Source organism: Thermosediminibacter oceani DSM 16646, from assembly GCF_000144645.1.
Lineage (GTDB): Bacteria > Bacillota > Thermosediminibacteria > Thermosediminibacterales > Thermosediminibacteraceae > Thermosediminibacter > Thermosediminibacter oceani.
In genome coordinates this window covers 789,382-809,789 of sequence record NC_014377.1, presented here as the reverse complement: position 1 = coordinate 809,789, position 20,408 = coordinate 789,382, and the positions used below count along the sequence as shown (strand labels likewise).

Sequence of the window (20,408 nt, the reverse complement as noted above, 5' to 3'; positions counted from 1 at the left end):
AAAACAGCGGAAGTTTTTAAACGTATAAATATTCGCTCCAGGGTCTTTGAAGGCAAATTTGAAGCAAGAAAGCCGGACCCTGGAGCGCCGGATAATCACAAAGTTAAGGAGAATTTTACCGGTAACCGGAATTTACTTGAGTATCTTTGAATATTCGACGCTTTCCAGCAGTTCTTCCAATTCGGATGGATCGCTCATTTTCACCTTAATCATCCAGCCCTTTTCATACGGGGACTGGTTCACGAGCTCCGGGCTGTCTGCCAGTTCCTCGTTAACCTCTACCACTTCTCCGCTTACCGGTGCATAAAGGTCCGAGGCAACCTTCCCGGATTCCACGGTCCCAAAGATGTCATCCTTTTTAATATTATCGCCGACTTCGGGAAGGTCCACGAATAGCACTTCTCCCAATTTATCCTGGGCATAGTCGGTGATGCCGATGACAGCATAATCTCCTTCTACTTTCGCCCAGGTATGTTCCCTGTGATACTTTATACCAGAAGGCAGATTCATAAAATTACCTCCACTATTACATGATCGGATCCATCGTCAAAGCGGGATGACCTACTTTGTTCAGGAACTCTAACACAGAATCGGGGTCTGTCCCCACGGTTTCGTCAGCGATCATATCGGCGAAATTCTCTATTCCGATTTCTTTACCCCTTTGATTCAGTTTATCTCTGATGGCATCTTTTAACTCCTTCGGCATCCAGACAAGCCTCTTGATCCCACCTTCGGCGAGGAGAAATTTCTTGCTCGTTATATACTGCCTGCCCATACCCATAAAACCGGGTGTCTGGACGCCTCCTCCCGTGGTAGATGCCAGTTCTCCGAAGGTCATGCCGAGGGGAGTCATGCCCGCATATTCCCTGTTGACGATTATCACACCGTTGGCTTCCGGCATTATGCCGCAGATGCACTCGAAGCAACCGCAGGAGGTCATGGGGTTCTCCAAAATTGAGTAGATGGTTACTTCCTTGACTCCTCCGTGGGAAAGTTCCTGTACCGCCTTATTTACCGAATCCCATATACCTTTTACCTCATCCTTACATTCGCCTTTGACTATCGGTTGGCAGGGGCCGGTAGGATTAATCTCCTTCGTTGCCTTGGCGTCAAGCCAGCTTACAGCTCCGCAGAGCCCCAGCCTTTCCGGAGTTACTATGCAGACGTGGGAAGGCGCGAAGGACTGGCAAAGCAAGCAGGAGTAAAAGGTATCCACACTTTCATCCGTAAGTCCGGCAAGTCTTGCATCCCTAGCCTCATATTTGGGCTTTGCGATTTCCTCGCCAAGCTTTTCAACCTTTTCTCCGTCGGTATAAATCTTTACCTGTATCTTATCGATAATGTTGCCAAACTCATCCAGCATCTTGGCGTAGAGTGCTTCCCCGATGTGATGCAGCCTGAAGCCGGCTTCGTAGGTAGACTTGCTGATTCTCAGCCACATTATGTCCCTCTGGCCTATGTGCATCACGCCCTCTATATAGTTGAGGAAGTAATGGATCCTGCGCTCAATAACGGGTTCGAAGTCTTCCTGCATATTTTTACCCGCTACTTCCACCAGAATGGCCAAAGGTAGCTTGCCGCCATCGGGGCCAAGGGTATCTATGTCGGGACCAATTACCTCTATCTTATGATCCTCCACCTCAGCCAGGTCTCTCTTCCGTACCAGCTCCCACGCAGGAGTCCTTCCGCCGCCGAATTCGGCAAACATATCTTCCTTTCTTACCCTTTCACCCTCAAAGGCAGCTGCAAATCCTACAGGTATCGGAACTTCGGTTATTTTTATCTTTATGCCCCTTGCTTCCAGGGAAGTGGGCACTATTTTGTCGTAGTCCTTCTGGGTGATCAGAAAGTGAGGTACTTCCTGTACATCCTGATCGGTTATTACCGGGAATCCGAGGGCTATGGCACCGGCTCCGGCGGATACGACCAGCTCGCTCAACGGACCAAGGGCGTTTACGAAAGCCGGCACCCTTTCCCTTGTGTACTTGAGCAGCTCTTCCAGATTGCCAGGAGGTACGGCGCCGAATATAAGTGCTGCCCTTATAGCGACCGTCACCACGTGGATTACGGAAGTTACATCATAGCCCAGAGGTACAACGCGGAGTTCAAGCCCTACCTTTACTTTGCCTTCTATGGCCTGATCAATTATTTTTCCTACCAGGCAGACAAGAAGGCCTTTATTCTGGTAATTCTTGATAATTTTTGCTGCTTCCTCTACCGACGGTGCCTCGCCGATCACCACCGCGACACCCGGTATATCACCGGTAACTAGTGGTACGCCGAGGGAACGGATTACGGCATCGGAAATGAACCCGGCGCATGGCTCGCTGTAAGGTTTTTCTTCAACCGCATATTTGCATGCTTCTATTATTTCTGCTGAGAGTGCGGTAGCAAGCCCTGCGTTTAAAGCTTTTTCTAGGTTTTGTTCCGGCACGATAAGGCTTTCAACGATGGATAGGACATCCCGGAGTTCACCCAAGTTCCCAATCTTTTTCCCGGTTGCCGCATAGATGGTGGGAAGGCTGTATGCGGTCTCGGGAAATGCCACCTTGGCGTCGCTTCCCTTTTTCTCGATTGCTGAATCAACAGCAGCCTTTGCGGCTTCGAGGGCCTGTTTGGACCCTGTGAAAATAATGTCAAACAGAGTCATAGCTCCTCCTTCTTTTTATATCTCAACTATAATTCAAGATAAGAATCACAATATAGAGTCCATCCCTTGATGACTTCGGCCGTCTTAATTACATCCATCAGTAGCTTGTTGAGGGGATTAATGATGGCGGAGGTTAACCCGCACTGAATCGCCATTGCACAGATTACTGTCTCGATAAGGCCTCTTACCTCTTTGGGGCAGCCGTTGGCTACATTGCTCAAGCCACCGGTGGTCTTCAGGCCCATTTCGGAGATCTGCCTTACAGCCTCAAGCACTTCCTGCTGTTTTTCCTGCATTCCCTTTACCACGACGAACATAGGATCGAAGAGAATATCTTCCGGGTTCAAGCCCACAGCAACAGCTTTATCAAGGATTTCGGTGCAGTAAGCTATACGCTCTTCATTATCCCTCGGTATACCTTCCTTAGCGCATAGCCCTATAACCATCGCCCCGTATTCGGCAGCCACCTCAAGCAAGCCTATCCTGGAACCGGCGTCGGCGGAATTTATGATTGCCTTGCCCGGTTTCGGGTCGTAAACCTTAAGCCCCGCCTCGATGGCCTTCATATTTGTAGTGTCTAGGCACAGGGGAGTATTCGGAAATTCGCTTTGCAGGAGTTTTACCACCCAGGTCATTAGTTCTTCTCCGTCCCGTTCGGCAGGTCCGATGTTGACATCGAGGTAATGAGCTCCGGCTTCAACCTGTTCCTTAGCCCTTGCAAGGATGGGGGCGGGATCCCTCTCCTGGAGAGCTTTTCTAATCACAGGGGAAATAACATGAATTCTTTCACCTATTGTTAAAAATCTGGCCATACCTACACCTCCATTAATTTAGGACACTTTTTTGTCCGTATAATCTCTGAGGAACTTGGGCAGTAAAGCCGCTTCCTCAGGCCCCACCACGACTTTCCAGCCGGGTAGCTCATCTTCGATGTCGGCTTTGAGCACTGCCACTTTTCCGGGTATTATAATCTCCCTGGTCTTCAGTTTCTCTTCTACGGTAAAATCTTTTACTGCTTTTGCTATGGTCTTACCGGATAACTTGCCGGCTGCCCATGCGGTAAGCACCGAATATCCACCGGCGTCAGGAATGAGCACCCAGGCCGGTACTTTTGACCTTTCAACTTCACCGGAGACAATAAAGTATGTAAGCGCAAAATCAACGGTGACAAGCAGAGGAGCATTTTCATCGGCAGAACCTATCTTGTAGAGGCCCTGCTCGACCTTCATCGGCCTCTGCGGGTCGGTGTAAATGTTTTGTCTCAGGGCGAAAAGCGGTAAAGCTAGAGAATAGTCTATATCATCCAGTACGATGACCGATCCATATTTCTCTACGAAGAGCGTAGCTATAGCCAGCTGCATCATTTTTTCTTTTGCAAGTTTGTTGGCGAAAACTACCGTGGGGTAACCGAAAGTCCTGTCCTGGGAAACCAGAGCGGTCCTCCTTATATTGACTACATCGTCAAATACCTGTTTAAGGCTCGTGCTCTCCGTGCTCAACAGCAGTTCCCTGTAACCCAGGTTCTGGATTTTCTGGACTAGTTCGTAAAGCTTTTCCTGGTCGGGTGCAGTTACACCGAGCAGCAGGTTGTATTGCTTTGCCAGGTTTACCATAGCCTCGTAATTTTGTTCGTTAGCCCCAAAGAGAATCGGACCTAACTCCTTGCATTCCTCAACAGCTGCTTTTGCAATTTCGGGATCCGAAGTTATGATCATGGGAACGGCCTTCTTGCAACCATCCTTTACCCGCTTTATCAAGGATAGGAATGTGTCTTTATTGCCGCTCTTGCACTCCACTGCAGCAATTTCCACATACATTTCTTCGCTAATTCTTATATAATCGACCGTATTCATGTGCTCTATTTTGCTTTGAATTTCCTCATCGCTCATGGTGTCGGAAAATGCGACCGCAAACCTGGTCCTGTTGACGAAGGTTTTTTCGTGTCTGAAGAGGACCGTCTCTCCTCCAAGACTATAGCACCTGTCTCCGGCACCGAATTTGACCGTCCTCATCGGTGGGGCTGTTGCTTCGGAAAGCCGCGTCTTAGCGTCTTCAGACATGTAAGGGCATTTTTCCGCTTCCACACCTCCTTGGGCCAGCTTCATTGCAAAAGCCAGGCAGGTGGGAAAACCGCATTCCTTACAATTTTTCTTGGGTAAAAGTTTGTATATATCCATTCCGGTCAAAGCCATTTTTATCTCTCCTTCCCTATTTACTAGATCAAGTTATTTATAAACTCCCTGACAACTTCCAGGGATCTGGGATGCCTTAATACAACGGCATTTGCCCCTGCTGCCAGAACTCCTACTGCTGTAGAAATTTCCATTGCGATTCCTCTTTCTTCCCGGTCTCCCCATTCGGGTGCATCTTGCTCCGTAGCCACGGATTCTTTGACCTTCCAGGTATCAAAGGATATCGGCATAACCATTGGCAACTGAAGGGTAGTATCGTTCTGGTCCAGGGCGGCGAGTCTTATTCTGTCCATAGTAGTTATAACGTACTCGAAGCCGTAGCCTACGGCCGAGGTTCCGGGATTCATCAGCATTTTTTCCCACTTCACGCCGAGCTGCGTCAAAAGTATATTCAGCTGCTTTGCCAGGTTAAGGTCCACTGAAGATTCGGCTACCACTATGTTACCGTATGCAAGCCCTACTGCTGCACCGACTTCCTTGTAGTTCGCCTCCACCGCCGACAGAAAAGCGTAATTTTTATCTGCCAGCGCTTCTGCGACTTTAGTAAAGATCTTTCCGTTTTTCTCGTTAGAGTCGCATCCAGCTATTACCAAAGGAAGCTTTACAGCTTCGGCTACTTCTTTGGCAATTTGAGCGCATTCCTCCGGAGTTCTATCCCCCATGTCCTGATTCGCACCTACGAACCGCAGGCAGATAAAATCGGGCTTGTATTTTTCCTCACAAAATTTTGCCCATTCAGCGGGTTTCTTGGCCTTATCGCCCAGCTCTTCCATAATTGTGGTCGGCCAGTCTTCGGGGTACACGTCCCAAATCTCTAATCCTATTGCGGGCTTATTGCCAGTATCCCCGTCGAAGCTGTAGAACGGAAGTACCGATTCACCTCCTAGTTTCAGGTTTTCTCCAAGGGTGATTTCTTTAATTTTTCCTGAAAACTTCTGAACCGGTTTTTTGTATGTCATATCCTTCGCCTCCATTTTCGGCCTTTCATTGGCCTTTTTTGTTATGTATCTCAATTCTTGGTAATAGAATATTGTCAAGTATTTTACGGTATTCTGACAGAGCTCTGTTTTCCCGGGGAACCTTCACAAGGGGGACCCCTCTGTTATCGTAATCATAAATCTCTTCATCGAGGGGTACGGTGCCGGCAAGGGTAAGTTTGTATTTTTTTACTGTGTCCAAGATTTCCTCGGTAAGCCCCCCCTCCGGGACCCGGTTTATTATCAGGAAAAGTTCTCCCACATCCAATTTAAGTTCTCCTATGAGGTCCTTAATTCTGTTTGCGGCATCAATCCCCCTCTTGGAGCACTCGCTGACCGCAAACATTAGGTCGACTTTTTTGGTGGTTCGTCTGCTCAGATGCTCCAAGCCAGCCTCATTATCTATCACCATAAAGTCATAGGAGTCGGAAAGTTTATCGGTGGCTTCCCTTAAAACACCATTTGCAAAACAGTAACATCCCTGACCCTCCGGCCTTCCCATGACTAAAAGATCATAGCCTTTCGCCTCTACCAAACACTGTTGCAGCCGGAAATTCAGGTATTCGGCCTTGGTCATGCCTCCGGGGAAAACCCCCTCTTTATTGTTCTTAACTTCTTCTCTTATCTCACCCAGCGTAAAATCTACTTCAACGCCGAGAACCGAGTTGAGATTGGAATTGGGGTCGGCGTCCACCGCCAGTACCGTTCCCAGTTTTTTTTCCACCAGGTAATCTACGGTAAAACCGGCCAGCGTCGTTTTGCCGGTGCCTCCCTTGCCCGCAAATGCTATGGTGTATGCCATATCATCATCTCCGTTACGCATTATGTATTGATTGGCCGTGCACATCGTGCAGCGCTTCCATAACCGCCTCGCTGAATGTCGGATGCGAGTGGATTAACTTGCTCATATCCTTTACGGTAATGGCGCACTTTATGGCCGGTACGATCTCGTGGACCAGGTCTGTGGCGTTCGGTCCAATTATTGAGGCGCCGAGTATTTTGTCCGTACCTTCTTCGGCGATTATCTTGGCGAAACCTATAATTTTCCCGGCAGCCTGGGCTCTTCCCAATCCCCTGAAATAGAACCTGCCCGTCCTGATCCTGAATCCTGCATTTAGAGCTTCTTCTTCTGTCATTCCCACCGCTCCAACTTCTGGGTCTGTGAATATCCCTCTGGGTACCGCGCTATAGTCCATGCGGCTTTCAATCCCCATTATGTTTTCTGCGGCACAAATACCTTCAAAAGAAGCCACATGGGCTAACTGCAGTCCGGGCACGATATCCCCTATGGCATAAATCCCCTTTACGCTAGTCTCCATGCGATCGTCGACGATTATCCGGCCCTTATCCGTCTTTACACCTACAGTCTCTAAGCCCAGGTCATTAATCTCGGCTCTTCGACCTGTCGCCACCAGCATTATTTCGGCTTCCAGTTCTTTACCGCTGTCCAGCACGGCTTTAACACCGTTCTCTTTAATTTCAACCTTTTCTATTCGGGATTTGAGGTGCAGCTTTATCTTCTTCCTCTTCAGCACCTTTTCCATTTCTTTGCCCAGATCGGAATCTTCGGTGGGGAGAACCCGTTCCATCATTTCAACCATGGTTACCGCGCTTCCCACCGCGCTGAAGAAGGTGCCAAACTCGCATCCTATAACGCCGGCGCCGACTATGATTATGCTTGAGGGCACGTAGTCTAAATCCAGGATTTCATCGCTGGTGAGCACTCTTTTCCCATCGAAGGGAAACACCGGGATTTTTGCCGGCGATGAACCGGTAGCGATTATAATATTATCAGCTTCCAGTGTCTCGCAGCCGCCCTCCTCCAGTTCAACCTTTACCGCTTTATTGCCAACCAGCGTTCCCTTGCCTTTCACCAGCCTGACATTATTTTTTTCGAATAAAAATTCTATTCCTTTATTCAGCCTTTCGACCACTTTGTTTTTTCTGGCGATTATGAGCCCCATATCGGGTGTAATTTTGCCTTCAACCCTGATCCCGTATTCCTCCGCCTCCTTTATGGCGGTGAGTACTTCCGCTGAGGCCAGAAGGGCTTTCGTGGGAATGCATCCCCTGTTCAGACAGGTTCCCCCTACTTTGTCCTTTTCTACGACCGTCACCTGAGCACCCAGCTTTGCAGCTTTCAGGGCAGCTACATATCCGCCAGGACCTGCTCCAATTACGACAATTCGCTTTGACACTTCCCTTCCTCCCCCAATACTTATTTCGTCCACCAGCAGCAACACCTAAAATCCACACATATCCAAAAGTACTGGTACATTTTCTTCAGCACCTATTGCCATTATGTGAACTCCATCACAAAGCTTCTCCTCTTTTGCCTGCATTATAAATTCCGCTGCGATCTTTAGCCCTTCCTTTACCTTGTCTTCTGAATTCCTGAGCCTTTCTATGACAACCTCAGGCACGAATATGCCGGGCACATTTTTGTTCATGTAATTGGCCATCCCAGGTGATTTTAATGGAATTACACCTACCAGCACCTTTGCATCGAGGTGGGCCGTCTTCTCCCGGAACCTTTTCAGCACTTCGATATCGTATACCGCCTGAGTTTGAAAGAATTTGGCCCCGGCTTCTATTTTCTTTTCCATTTTCAGCACCTGTAGCTCCAGCGGATCAAAAAGCGGTGTTACGCTGGCTCCCAGATAAAAGTCCGGGGCACCATCGAGGGGGTTGCCCGCCAGATCCTTCCCTTCCATGAGGTGCGTTGCGACCTGGAGGATATTGACCGAATCCAATTCGAATACAGGCTTTGCCTGCTTGTTGTCACCGAATACCGGATGGTCACCGGTGAGCGCCAGGATATTCTTTATGCCCAGCGCTCCCGCGGCCAGCAGTTCTCCCTGGATTGCTATGCGGTTCCTGTCCCTGCCGGTCAACTGCATTACCGGCTCGATTCCTTCTTCCAGCAATATTATTGCGGCTCCCAGTGAGGATATTCTCACTACAGCACTCTGGAAATCCGTGACGTTAACTGCATCCACCCGGCCCTTTACTCCCCTGGCGCATTCTCTGAATCTGGATGTATTTACCCCTTTGGGTGGCGCCATCTCGGCGGTTAGCGCGAATCCGCCGCTCTCCAGCTTTTCCCTGAGTCCCACATTATCCCTCCTTCCTGCGGGCGAGTACAATCTTCCTAGGATTATAAGCCCTGCTGTAATCCTTGGGAGCTCTTATCTCCTTAATATTTTCCAGCCGGCCCATTTTCTTCAGTCTATCATATATGAGCACCCATGCACATTCATTTTCCCTGTCCAATTCGCACTTCCCGTCTCTCGAACCGCCGCAGGGACCATTTAAAAGCCCTTTAGCGCACCGCGTCACAGGACAAATGCCGGCTGTCCACCCCAGTTCGCACTCCCCGCAGGCCCTGCACATCTCGGAGAAATGACCTATGCGCTCAACCTCGCCTATAAATAAAGTGTCATTGGCGGGGTATACGGGAATATCTTCCAGGACTCCAGCTACGGTCTGGGCCCCATCTCCACATGCCATACAAAGGACGGCCTGAGCTTTCCCCAGTTCTTCCTTTTTCTTTTTCAGCGCCGATCTCACCTGAAGCCTGTTGCAAGATGCTTCAAACACTACAAAGCCTGTAACTTCCTTACCTTCATTTTCAAGCCTTTCTTTCATTTCTATAATCTGCTGTTCTCCACCGGCCATACAGAATGTGGCACAAAGACTGCACCCGGTGATGAATACCTTACCTACATCTTTTAGCATTTCTAGAATTTTCTCAAAGGGCTTGCCCTGCATGATAATCATTTTTAAGCCTCCGAATCTATCAGCATCCGGCAAGCGCGGATAACGTGTTTTGCCAGCACCGTCGACGTGACGGAACCTACTCCCCCTGGGACCGGGGTTATTTTACCTGCCACGTCCTTTACGGCTTCAAAATCCACGTCTCCGCACATCTTGCCGTTTTCGTCAAAATTGATTCCAACGTCTATAACCACCGCTCCGGAGCCCACCATATCCTTTTTTATCATTCGTGCTTTGCCAGCTGCAGCCACCAGGATCTCAGCTCTGGAGGTCTCCTTCGCCAGGTCAACGGTTTTTGTATGGCAAATGGTTAAAGTGGCATTTCGCCTTAACATCATCATGGCTAGCGGCCTTCCGACCACCATACTGCGGCCGACGATCACGGCCCTTTTCCCGCCGAGTTCGATGCCGTAATGATCCAGGATTTCCATGACGGCTGACGGTGTACAAGGAGCAAAGCCTCCTTCTTCACCGCTCATAACTTTGGCTATATTCGCCGGGTTGAAACAGTCCACATCTTTCAGCGGCGAAATCTCGTATTTTACCCTGTCTTCGGATATATGTGCGGGAAGCGGCCTCATGACGAGTATTCCGTGTACGTTCCTGTCTTCATTGAGTTGGTGGATTTTCGATACAAATTCTTTTTCCGATAGATCCTCCGGCAGTTGAACCAGCCTGCAGTCGATGCCTATTTCGCTGCACTTTTTTTGTGCGCCTTTTATATAAGACATTGAATCGGGCCTGTCTCCGACAATGACTATTGCAAGCCCGGGAACAATTCCCCTGGACTTTAACTGGTCAACCTCCCCTTTGAGTTTTTCCCCTAAAGCCTGTGCTACTTCCTTACCACTCAAAATATCTGCCATCTACCCACGCCTCCAATATTTATTTATATTTACATATTTACAGGTGGCAGCAGCCTTCGCCCGCCGGTTTTATTTATTTTTTAAAATCCTTTCAACTTTTTCGTAGGTCTCGTCGGCGATTGATAAGGCTTCAGTGCAAATTCTTTCCATATAATCGGCGGTATTTTTTACAAATTCCTCATCGGTGATGCTGTTCAGGTTTATGAGCACATTCATTCGACCGCTCAATAGTGCGGCTTTCAGGCACAACACACCGACGCCTACGTCACTTATAGCAAGTCTCGAACCGATATCCGCCAATCTCCTGTGGAGTTTTATAGCGTCATAGGATAGTTCTATGATTTTAAGCGGCACTCCACATGCTTCCTTCAGAGCCTTCTGCATCGCCTCATTTCTCTTTCTCTTTTCTTCCTCTGTAGCTTTCGGCATTTTGTATACTTCAGCAACTTTGCCGAATACCCTGGCGTCTTCATCAACAAGATCCAGCAGTTTAGCCTGCAGGTTTCCTGCGCTCTCCAGTATCCCGATTATCTCTGCTTCCACATCTTTATACTTTTCTTTACCAACCGTGAGATTTCCAACCATGCTGCCCAGCGCCATACCTATGGCACCGATCAGGGCGGCTGCTCCTCCTCCTCCCGGTACGGGTTCCTTGGAGGCCAGCACCTCAACGAATTCGTGAACACTCTTTTTTACCAGCACATCATACCCTCCTGATTCGCATTTTCAACCGCTCTTTTGGCAACGACCAAATTAATCCGGGCTGCAATGTGCATTATCGAATCACCGAGGTCCGGATCTATTATGCTGCTTGCAAGGCACGCATGACAGTGCCAGAGCTTATTCGCCGTTTCTACAGCCTCTTGTTTTTTCATTCCGATAAGACCTGCCGCCACATAATACGTGGCGCCGCATGGTGAGGAATACCTGACCGAAACATCCTGAATAATCCCGTTTTTGTTCAATATAATCTCATATTCGGGCTTTCCGATACCAAAAGCTTCGAGAAATTCATCAATAAAGGCAAGCCCGCTTTTCTGGAGGGCGCAGAAGGGGCGGGGAAAAACGCATTCGATCCCGAGACCTGCACATAACGCTCTGATCTCTTTTTCAAGTACCGAATCGATCCAGCTCGGGTGTTCTCTGGGAGCTATAAGTGCCCGGCAACCGCTATCCGCAGCCTTTTTAATAAGCTCGATCATCAGATCGGGGTGAACTCCTGCAGCTATTAGAATATTGTGTTCCGGTATTTCAGGAGGTATATATTCACCCGGTTCGTCCACAATCTGCGGCATGATCCCCGGAAAAACTATTAGGCCGGCAATATACTTGGAATTATCAAGATCAAATCTTCTTCTATACTCTAGACATCTTTTATCAACTATACCCTTGCCGCTTTTATAGTCCGTCAGATGCGGCAGCAATCGGCGCAGTACGTACTCACCGCTGTATTTTACCTGAAAGGGCCCGGGGGCGGCGGGTTCATCCGCCCCCGAAGCTATTAAGATTCTAAATTTCTCCTTCATCGATTACTGCCCCTTCTCCCCCGATCAAAGTCCGTTAGTAGCTTCTCTCATTAGAACAGGCCGCTTATCCTTCCGTTTTCATCAACATCTATGTTTTCCGCAGCGGGCCGTTTGGGCAGTCCCGGCATTGTCATTATCTCACCGGTCAGGGCCACGGCAAACCCAGCGCCCGCGGAAATGCGCACATTTCTTACCGTTATCTTAAATCCGGTGGGTCTTCCCAACAAAGCAGGATTGTCACTCAGGGAGTACTGCGTCTTTGCTATGCAAACCGGTACATTTCTGAAACCGATTTTTTCGATCGTCTCTATCTCCCTCTTAGCGGCTGCGGTGAATTCAACACCATCCGCGCCGTAAATCTCTCTCGCTATGGTCTCGATCTTCTCTGCAATACCCATTTCCAGCGGGTAAATGGGTTTGTAATTGTTCTTGCCCTCGTCTATGATGCGGAGCACTTCTTTGGCCAGATCAATACCACCCTCACCGCCTTTTGCCCATACTTCAGAAAGAACCGCATTTACTCCCAAAGCCTTGCATTCTTCTTTTACCAGGTCCAGCTCCGCCTGAGTATCGGTGGGGAAGCGGTTAATAGCAACCACAGCCGGCAGTCCGAATTTAACCGTTATGTTTTCCACATGTTTCAGAAGGTTCGGTAGACCCTTCCGGAGGGCTTCCAGATTTTCTTCATTCAGCTTTTCCTTAGGTACGCCTCCGTTGTATTTCAGAGCCCTGATCGTGGCTACGATTACCACCGCATTGGGTCTTATGCCCGCAAATCTGCACTTTATGTCCAGGAACTTTTCGGCACCGAGGTCGGCACCGAATCCCGCCTCGGTTACTACATAATCGGCCAGCTTCATCGCCATTTTAGTGGCTATAATGCTGTTGCAGCCGTGAGCTATATTTGCAAAAGGACCTCCGTGGACGAAGGCAGGAGTACCTTCAAGGGTCTGGACCAGGTTGGGTTTAAAGGCGTCCTTCAAGAGAGCGGTCATGGCACCTTGGGCTTTCAGGTCGCCGGCGGTAACCGGTTTCCCATCATAAGTATATGCAACCACTATTCTGGAAAGACGATTCTTCAGGTCTTCCAGATCGGTAGCCAGGCAGAAAACGGCCATGATTTCGGAAGCGACCGTTATATCGAAGCCGTCTTCCCTCGGAACCCCGTTAGCCTTTCCTCCCAGGCCGTCCACGACAAACCGCAGCTGCCTGTCGTTCATGTCTATACAACGCTTCCATACGACGCGTCGCGGATCAATACCCAGTTCATTTCCCTGGTATATGTGGTTATCAACCATTGCCGCCAGCAGGTTATTGGCTGCAGTTATTGCATGCAGGTCTCCGGTAAAATGCAGGTTTATATCTTCCATGGGTACTACCTGTGCGTAACCGCCACCGGCTGCTCCGCCTTTTACACCGAAGACCGGCCCCAGCGAGGGCTCCCGGAGAGCGATGACGGCGTTCTTACCCAATTTCCTCAGGGCATCGCCCAATCCAACGGTGGTGGTGGTCTTACCTTCGCCCGCAGGCGTGGGGTTTATGGCCGTGGTTAGTATCAGCTTTGCGTCCTTTTTGTTTTCCAACCGCTTCATTATGTTGTAATCAACTTTCGCCTTGTACTTCCCATAGTATTCGATGTCGTCTTCGGATAGACCAATCCTAGCAGCAATGTCCCTAATGGGCTCGAGCTTTGCCTCTTGAGCTATTTCAATATCGCTTTTGAATGACATAATTTGACACTCCTTTCTTCTTTTTTAATTTTATATTAAATTTCAAATATTTTAATCCTACGAACTATAAAAACACCTTAATCCATGGCGGTTCAGAGAGCGGATAGAGAAACTGTTTTAAGCCCCGGGGCAAAGCCGAGCTTTGTCATAAAATCCGCTGCTCCGACCCGGGTGACTTTTCTCGAATTAACCGGCACATACCAATTTGTCAATTTCGTCCTTGATAGCGGCAACAGCTTGCCTCACTTCCTCGCTGGTGTAATAGGGTGAAAGACCATTCCGGTCGGCTTCAGCAATTCGTGGGTCATATTTTATCATACCAAGGAGTTTTTCTTCCCCCACGCTGCTTTTTATGAACTTTTCATCATCGATGTTTCCTATCTTGTTTCCTACCACCAGCACCCGAGGTATACCTATATCTGCGGCAAGTTTTTTTATCGAGTGATAGGTATTGATACTCCTCAAACCGGGTTCGACCACGACTATGAAGGCATCAACCGCATCCGCCGTGGCTCTCCCCAAATGTTCGATCCCTGCTTCCATGTCCACTATCAGTACATCTTTGCTCTCAAGTAGCAGGTGGCGCATTATAGCCCGTAAAAAGGTGTGTTCCGGGCAGGCACAACCCGAACCACCCTTTTTTATACCGCCCATTACCAGCAGTCTCACGCCCTCATGCTCGGCGCAAAATCTTTCAGGTATATCTTCCACTTTCGGATTCAGTGTAAACATCTGGCCCATAAGACCGGGCTGAGCTCCGGTCCTTTCCGCTATGAGATCTCTCATCTCAGAAAGAGGTAAAATTTTATTCAGCTTATCCTCCGGGAATCCTAGCGCAGCTGCCAGGTTAGCATCCGGATCCGCATCCACAGCCATAACCCTGTAGCCTTCTGCAGCATAAATTTTAGCGAGGACACCGGCAAGGGTGGTTTTGCCGACCCCGCCCTTGCCGGTCACAGCTATCTTCATACCTCTTAACCTCACTTATATTCCAAGCCTTTTCCGTTTGTTTTCGATGTGAGCTGCAATTTTTTCTGCAGCTTTGACTGGATCACTCTCTATTTCGAACCTACCACCAAAAACGCTCTCAATGTCTTTAGTCAGGTAGGTTGCAACGTTCTCCGAACCGGTTACAGCAGGTGCCACACCCAGTAAAACGTACACACCGGAGGCTACAGCATAAAGCCCTATAGCCTGAGCCTTCTCCGACATCCATTCTGGAGCCGCCGCAGCTACCGGTAGATCGCTGATGTCCCCTCCTATATATTTCGCAACTTCAGATAGCAGTACCAAAATACGACTTATATCTACACAGGATCCCATGTGGAGCACGGGAGGTATGTCGAGTAGTTCGCACACTGTGGCGAGTCCTTTTCCACAATATTTTCTAGCATCATCGCTCATTAGGCCCGCTTTAACGCAGGCATGGGCACCGCACCCCGTCGTCACAACAAGTATGTCCCGCTTAAGAAGCTCCTTTGCAAGGGTGACGTGGCACGAATCGTGTGGCTGCTTGTGGTTATTGCAGCCTACTATCGCTACCGCACCCCTGAGTACACCCGATTTTATCGCATCTACGAGGGGTTTTACCGTTCCGGAAGGATGGGCGTGTGTATTCGTTACCCGATCGAGGGTTTTGATTATCGCCTCAAGGCTGTATCCTATTCTCCCCTCGCTTTTTTCATCGGGAATATGAACTTCTCCTTTTCTGTTTTTGAAATTCATTACCGCTTCTTTTACGATTCTCTTAGCAATCTCAAAACTTTTTTGTTCGTCGAATTCTATATGTGTTGCTCCCGGGATCTTTGCCTTCGGAGAGGTAGTAATCAACTTCGTATGGTAGCATTTAGTTATTGTGGCTAGGGAGGGCATTATGCACTGCACATCAACTATCATAGCCTCAACGGCGCCGGTCATAATCGCCAGTTCTTGCTGGAAGAAATTACCTGCCATCGGGATTCCGTGCCTCATGGCAATCTCGTTGCCCGTGCAGCACATACCCGCTACGTTTATACCTTCTGCTCCCTGTTTTTTCGCAAGTTCCACGAGTTCCGGGTCTCTAGCCGCCACTACGATTGCCTCGGACAGCGTCGGCTCGTGGCCATGTACCACTATGTTCACATATTCCTTCTTTAAAACGCCCAGGTTGGCCTCTACTTTCTTCGGCATGGGAGTACCGAACAGAATGTCGCTCAACTCCGTGCCGATCATGGAGCCTCCCCATCCGTCAGTCATGGCGGCCCTTATAGCTTGCCTGATAATATTCCTGTAGTCCGCATCACACCCCATATGAGTAGAGTGCAGGACCCTTACTATTTCTTTATCTATAGCCTCGGAAGCTACCCCTGTTTCTTCCCATAATTTAATTCTCTTTTCAGGAGCCCTCTTTAAAAATAGCAGGTTTCCAAATACTTTGCCGAACTCTCCAAGAGCCTTTTCAGCGACTTCTTTAGCGACCTGTACGGTATCTTTCCCTTCTACCGTAATCCCCCACTCATCGGCTAATTTAAATAGCTTTTCTTCATCCTTTATCCGGGCTTTATCATCGACGTGGTAAAGGGCTAGGGCAATATCCCTTCCATGATCGGAATGGGCCGCAGCACCTGCAGCAACCGATCTAGCAAAGTTTCTCGCTACAATGGTGTCCTCGGTTGCCCCGCATATTCCCGCTTGGGGGCCATCCTTCGAAACCTTTACGATCCTGCATGGCCCCATGCCACAGTTGGTGCAGCATAGTCCCATCTCTCCGAAGCCGCATTGGGGTTGCATAGCGCGAGCGCGGTCCCATACCGTCTCTATTCCCTCATTCTTAGCCTTTTCGTACAACTCTTTTGTCGCTGCATCGCATGTGATGCACCCACAGTTTTCCATAAATATACCTCCCTAGACAGCTTTTATCTTTAGCGCCCTCGTTGGGCATGCTTTTACACAGGAGGGTTCATCCAGTTCTACACAGCGATCGCAAACGGTGGGATAATCGGTTAAGGCGATGGCACCGAAGGGGCACGCATCCTGACACATACCGCACTTATTGCATGAGGGGGTATCTACTTTGATGATACCGGCTTCACTCCTGCTCAGGGCACCGGCCGGGCAGGCACTAATACACTTGGGGTTACTGCAAAGGGAACATTGCTCTACTCTAAGCTTACCGTTTTTGACCTTTATTCTAATTCGGGAAACCGCTTTTTCTTTTATAGCACCCAGCAAAGTTCCGGCCTTTGAATGGGCAGCAGCACAGGCAAGTTCACACGTCTTGCAGCCCAGGCATTTATCCTTCTCGAAAAGGATTTTAACCATATCATTTCTCCTCTCGCACAAATTTGTTAATATTTTCACAAGCTTGCTATTTTTATAAAAATATTTTGTTAAAATATTATCAATTTTTACCGAGTAATAACAATATGTAGAAAAGTTACAGCTATCTTTCGTATTGGTACTGAAAATAGTAGGCGTGTTTGAACCTAGAAGAGGTATGCCATGGACATTTTGTAGATCGCGGAAAACCGAATAGTTCACAAAGTATTATCAGTTTTCCAACAATTTTAGTTCAGAGTGCTTTATACCCAAAGCTTTTATTCCATTTACAAAGGCCATCTTCAATACTTGATTCTCAGGAATTCCGCACTTTTTTATATGTTTTACTTCATCGAAAAAACCCTGAGAATGATACACACCGAATGAGCCCGAATCACTTCCGATAGCAATTTTCACCCCTAGATCAATCGCTTTTTTGACAGCTTGTAAATGTTCATTATAGATCCTTCTAATGTTTTGAATCTGATTAGGATATCGATATCCCAAATCCTCGTTTTCAATAATATTACCCAGAGGTGACAGTGTCGGCACCCATATTACATCTCTTTCAGCCATCATGTGCAGCTCTTCATCGGTGATGAAATACCCGTGCTCTATCGTATCGGCTCCAGCTTCGATGGCCATTTTGACCGCCGCAGATGAGTTCGCATGTACCATTACGGGTAATTCCTTATCTTTCGCCCATTGAACAATGTAATACAATTCTTCATAAGAAAAAGAGACTCCGCCAAATTGTCCGTACGAATCAAAATCCACAATTCCCGTTAATACAACCTTAAGGTGGTCGGGCTTAACTTTCAATAGTTCATCGAACATATTTTTGAAATCGCTAATATCGGCTACCGGTCTGCCTATGAAACTTCCATACCTTCCTTCTTTGTAAATCGCCCATCCGGGAGTTTTATAAATGATACCCATTTGCCTGGCCATTTCCCTAGCGGCTAATGATGCTCCAAGATTGTCACCGCCATCGCGAAGTATCAGGATGTTTTTGCTTTTGTATAAATCTAATATTTCGATTATTGGCTTAAAGCTACCTTCTACCAATACTCTGCGCCAATCTTTTGAATTGATGCCGTTTAAAGATATATGTATGTGAGAATCTATAAACACTATATCATCCCGCATATTTAGAACCGATCAAACCCCTTCGATATGCATCTTCCGCTTGTTTTTCTCCCCTGCTATTGCCTTAAAAGCCCTATTATCACAAGTAAGCCCAATGACTGCCATTAGGTACCTTTTACTATAACTGCTATATGGTTTTAAGATTTGGGTGTGAATACATAAAGTTTATAATAGATCCATATCATTCATTCATTTTTAAGTTAACACATTTTTAAATATTTGTCAATGTTCTTCATTTTTAAATCGAAACTATTCTGCGATAGTTTTCAGCAAAAAATGCCGGATCACTCTATAATGAAAAAATAATAATTTTGACTTTCGGCTGAAATTTGATAATATTAGAGTAAGATTGTAAAAATAAAAAGTATCTGTCCGAAAGGGGAGATTCTTCTGGCTAAAAAGGTCAGGGTCCATTTCCCAAATCTAAACAAAACAATTATGATTGGCGAAAGCGAAACAATTGCATCCGCTTGCGCCTTTGCAGGTTTTCCACTGGATCAGGTTTGCGGAGGCAGGGGGACCTGCGGAAAATGCAAAGTGGAAATTGTCAAAAACGGGGAAACAAAAGAGGTTCTAGCATGCCAGGAAAAAGTGAGCGATGAGCTAATAATACTGTTGAAGAGAGATCAGATAAATAAAAAGGTCAATATTCTGACAGAAGGCGATCTTATACCTGTCGAATTTGACCCTGCCGTAAAAAAAGTTTATATAGAAAAAGAATCCCTCAAAACCCCTCCCTGTTCGGGTGATTGGGAAAACATAAATAATTTATTGAATGTCGATATAAAAACTCCTTCACTGGAATTGCTTCAAAAATTATCAAATATTTTGCACAAGCAGGATATAAGCGGTATCACACTCACTTATTGGCACAACGAGCTGCTAGACCTGGACGTAAACAACACCGAAAAAGACTTATACGGTTTTGCCATAGACGTTGGCACCACAACGGTAGTAGCATATTTATACAATCTTCACACGGGAGAAAGGATGGGTATTTATTCGGCATTAAACGGTCAGGTTTCCGAAGGTGCCGATGTAATTACAAGAATCCTCGCTTGCATAAATAATCCCGGTGGCCTGGCAAAACTTCAGGAGAAAATCTTAGACACGATCAATCAATTAGTCGAACAGGCCGTGAACGAACACCATATCGATAACGGTGATATTTATTACGTTGCTCTCTGCGGAAACTCTACGATGCAGCACTTGTTTTTGGGTTTAAATCCCGAGTTTCTTGGTAAATCCCCGTTTACCAGCACCACAACGAGCGGTGTCGTTACGAAAGCAAAACAGCTTAATATAAACATAAATCCTAACGCAATCGTATACTTCTTGCCCCTGATCGGAGGTTTTGTAGGCGCTGATACTTTAGCAGTATTACTTTCTCTCCCCGAAACCGATCATCTCGGATATCGATTGATAATAGATTTGGGAACAAATGGCGAAATCGTCATCGGAAACAAAGACAGAATGCTCGCCGCTTCAACGGCTGCAGGACCGGCTCTAGAGGGAGGCGGGATACAGTTCGGTATGCGGGGAACCACCGGGGCTATAGAGAGGGTAAATCTTCAAAACGGAAACATTGCCATTAAAGTAATAGGCGGTGGTAAGCCCACCGGTATCTGTGGTTCCGGATTAATCGACGCAGTGGCGGAAATGCTGAGGGTTGGTATTATTACGGAGACTGGAAAACTGCTGAAAAAAGAAGAATATCTCAATACATGCCCTCCGGAATACAGAGGACTGGCAGACCGGTTGGAAACAATAGACGGTATAAATTGCTTCATTCTCGCTACCGAAGAACAGTCTCAAAACGGCCAAAAGATATATATCACTCAAAAAGATATTCGGGCTGTTCAGCTGGCAAAATCAGCCATATACACCGGGTGTAACCTTTTAGTTCAGGAATATGGAATTAAACCGGAACAGCTCAAGGAAATTCTCATTGCCGGAGCTTTCGGCAATTATATCGACATTGAAAAGGGGCAATATATTGGCCTTTTGCCTTCTTGGGGCGTTCCGACCCGTTCCATAGGCAATGCAGCAGGGGCTGGAGTACAACTTTTCATGTTGTCTAAAGAAATTCGCGAAAAAACCTACGATATTCAAAGAAAGGTAACGCATATAGAGTTAGCTACAAATCCATATTTCCAAAATGAATTCGTTAGAAATATGAAATTCTCAAGAAAAAGTTAAATAAAAACTTAGCGAGCCATCCTCCCCATAATATTACACAGCGGG

18 protein-coding genes are annotated in these 20,408 nt (G+C 47.4%); 1 reads left to right on the top strand and 17 read right to left on the bottom strand.

Features of this window, described 5'->3' with window-relative positions; all coding sequences use genetic code 11:
* Positions 1–132: 132 nt before the first annotated feature.
* The 17 genes from gcvH to TOCE_RS03985 all read right to left on the bottom strand — a co-directional run bounded on the left by gcvH (position 133) and on the right by TOCE_RS03985 (position 18,149).
* Complete coding sequence (gene gcvH, locus TOCE_RS04065; protein ID WP_013275621.1) at positions 133–510, bottom strand: glycine cleavage system protein GcvH; 378 nt, start codon at positions 508–510, stop codon at positions 133–135.
* Positions 511–526: 16 nt separating this feature from the next.
* Entirely contained in the window at positions 527–2,650 is a 2,124-nt protein-coding gene (acsB, locus tag TOCE_RS04060) for an acetyl-CoA decarbonylase/synthase complex subunit alpha/beta (RefSeq protein WP_013275620.1), read from the bottom strand.
* Positions 2,651–2,676: 26 nt separating this feature from the next.
* Positions 2,677–3,462, bottom strand: coding sequence for a carbon monoxide dehydrogenase/acetyl-CoA synthase methytransferase subunit (gene acsE / locus TOCE_RS04055; RefSeq protein ID WP_013275619.1), 786 nt, complete (start codon positions 3,460–3,462; stop codon positions 2,677–2,679).
* An 18-nt stretch (positions 3,463–3,480) separates the two neighbouring features.
* Positions 3,481–4,842, bottom strand: coding sequence for an acetyl-CoA decarbonylase/synthase complex subunit gamma (gene acsC / locus TOCE_RS04050; protein ID WP_013275618.1), 1,362 nt, complete (start codon positions 4,840–4,842; stop codon positions 3,481–3,483).
* A gap of 23 nt (positions 4,843–4,865) precedes the next feature.
* Positions 4,866–5,801 (bottom strand): acetyl-CoA decarbonylase/synthase complex subunit delta, encoded by a 936-nt coding sequence (gene acsD, locus TOCE_RS04045; RefSeq protein WP_013275617.1) that lies wholly within the window; start codon positions 5,799–5,801, stop codon positions 4,866–4,868.
* A 25-nt stretch (positions 5,802–5,826) separates the two neighbouring features.
* The gene (locus TOCE_RS04040; RefSeq protein WP_013275616.1) at positions 5,827–6,621 is read right to left on the bottom strand and encodes an ATP-binding protein; all 795 of its coding nucleotides are present in this window, start codon (positions 6,619–6,621) and stop codon (positions 5,827–5,829) included.
* Positions 6,622–6,634: 13 nt separating this feature from the next.
* Positions 6,635–8,017, bottom strand: coding sequence for a dihydrolipoyl dehydrogenase (gene lpdA / locus TOCE_RS04035; RefSeq protein WP_041424070.1), 1,383 nt, complete (start codon positions 8,015–8,017; stop codon positions 6,635–6,637).
* A gap of 45 nt (positions 8,018–8,062) precedes the next feature.
* Positions 8,063–8,935: a methylenetetrahydrofolate reductase gene (locus tag TOCE_RS04030; protein WP_013275614.1), complete on the bottom strand. Its 873-nt coding sequence runs from the start codon at positions 8,933–8,935 to the stop codon at positions 8,063–8,065.
* A 1-nt stretch (position 8,936) separates the two neighbouring features.
* Positions 8,937–9,599 carry a methylenetetrahydrofolate reductase C-terminal domain-containing protein gene (locus TOCE_RS04025; RefSeq protein ID WP_013275613.1) on the bottom strand — a complete coding sequence of 221 codons (663 nt, stop codon included), beginning with the start codon at positions 9,597–9,599 and terminating at the stop codon, positions 8,937–8,939.
* 2 nt (positions 9,600–9,601) lie between these two features.
* On the bottom strand, positions 9,602–10,462 hold the full coding sequence (locus tag TOCE_RS04020) for a bifunctional 5,10-methylenetetrahydrofolate dehydrogenase/5,10-methenyltetrahydrofolate cyclohydrolase (protein ID WP_013275612.1): 861 nt from the start codon (positions 10,460–10,462) through the stop codon (positions 9,602–9,604).
* A gap of 69 nt (positions 10,463–10,531) precedes the next feature.
* Positions 10,532–11,164, bottom strand: a complete 633-nt coding sequence (locus tag TOCE_RS04015) for a cyclodeaminase/cyclohydrolase family protein (protein ID WP_013275611.1) — start codon at positions 11,162–11,164, stop codon at positions 10,532–10,534.
* The gene (locus TOCE_RS04010) at positions 11,155–11,988 is read right to left on the bottom strand and encodes a DUF166 domain-containing protein (protein ID WP_013275610.1); all 834 of its coding nucleotides are present in this window, start codon (positions 11,986–11,988) and stop codon (positions 11,155–11,157) included. Before TOCE_RS04010 ends, TOCE_RS04015 begins: the two co-directional genes overlap by 10 nt.
* Positions 11,989–12,038: 50 nt before the next feature.
* Positions 12,039–13,718, bottom strand: coding sequence for a formate--tetrahydrofolate ligase (locus tag TOCE_RS04005; protein WP_013275609.1), 1,680 nt, complete (start codon positions 13,716–13,718; stop codon positions 12,039–12,041).
* 186 nt (positions 13,719–13,904) lie between these two features.
* Positions 13,905–14,687, bottom strand: a complete 783-nt coding sequence (locus TOCE_RS04000) for an ATP-binding protein (RefSeq protein ID WP_013275608.1) — start codon at positions 14,685–14,687, stop codon at positions 13,905–13,907.
* 15 nt (positions 14,688–14,702) lie between these two features.
* Positions 14,703–16,589, bottom strand: a complete 1,887-nt coding sequence (gene cooS / locus TOCE_RS03995; RefSeq protein ID WP_013275607.1) for an anaerobic carbon-monoxide dehydrogenase catalytic subunit — start codon at positions 16,587–16,589, stop codon at positions 14,703–14,705.
* A gap of 12 nt (positions 16,590–16,601) precedes the next feature.
* The gene (locus tag TOCE_RS03990; protein WP_013275606.1) at positions 16,602–17,018 is read right to left on the bottom strand and encodes a 4Fe-4S binding protein; all 417 of its coding nucleotides are present in this window, start codon (positions 17,016–17,018) and stop codon (positions 16,602–16,604) included.
* 228 nt (positions 17,019–17,246) lie between these two features.
* Complete coding sequence (locus TOCE_RS03985) at positions 17,247–18,149, bottom strand: amidohydrolase family protein (RefSeq protein ID WP_013275605.1); 903 nt, start codon at positions 18,147–18,149, stop codon at positions 17,247–17,249.
* 453 nt (positions 18,150–18,602) lie between these two features.
* Between TOCE_RS03985 and TOCE_RS03980 the strand changes: the two genes are divergently transcribed.
* Entirely contained in the window at positions 18,603–20,363 is a 1,761-nt protein-coding gene (locus tag TOCE_RS03980) for an ASKHA domain-containing protein (RefSeq protein ID WP_013275604.1), read from the top strand.
* The last annotated feature ends 45 nt before the right edge of the window (positions 20,364–20,408 follow it).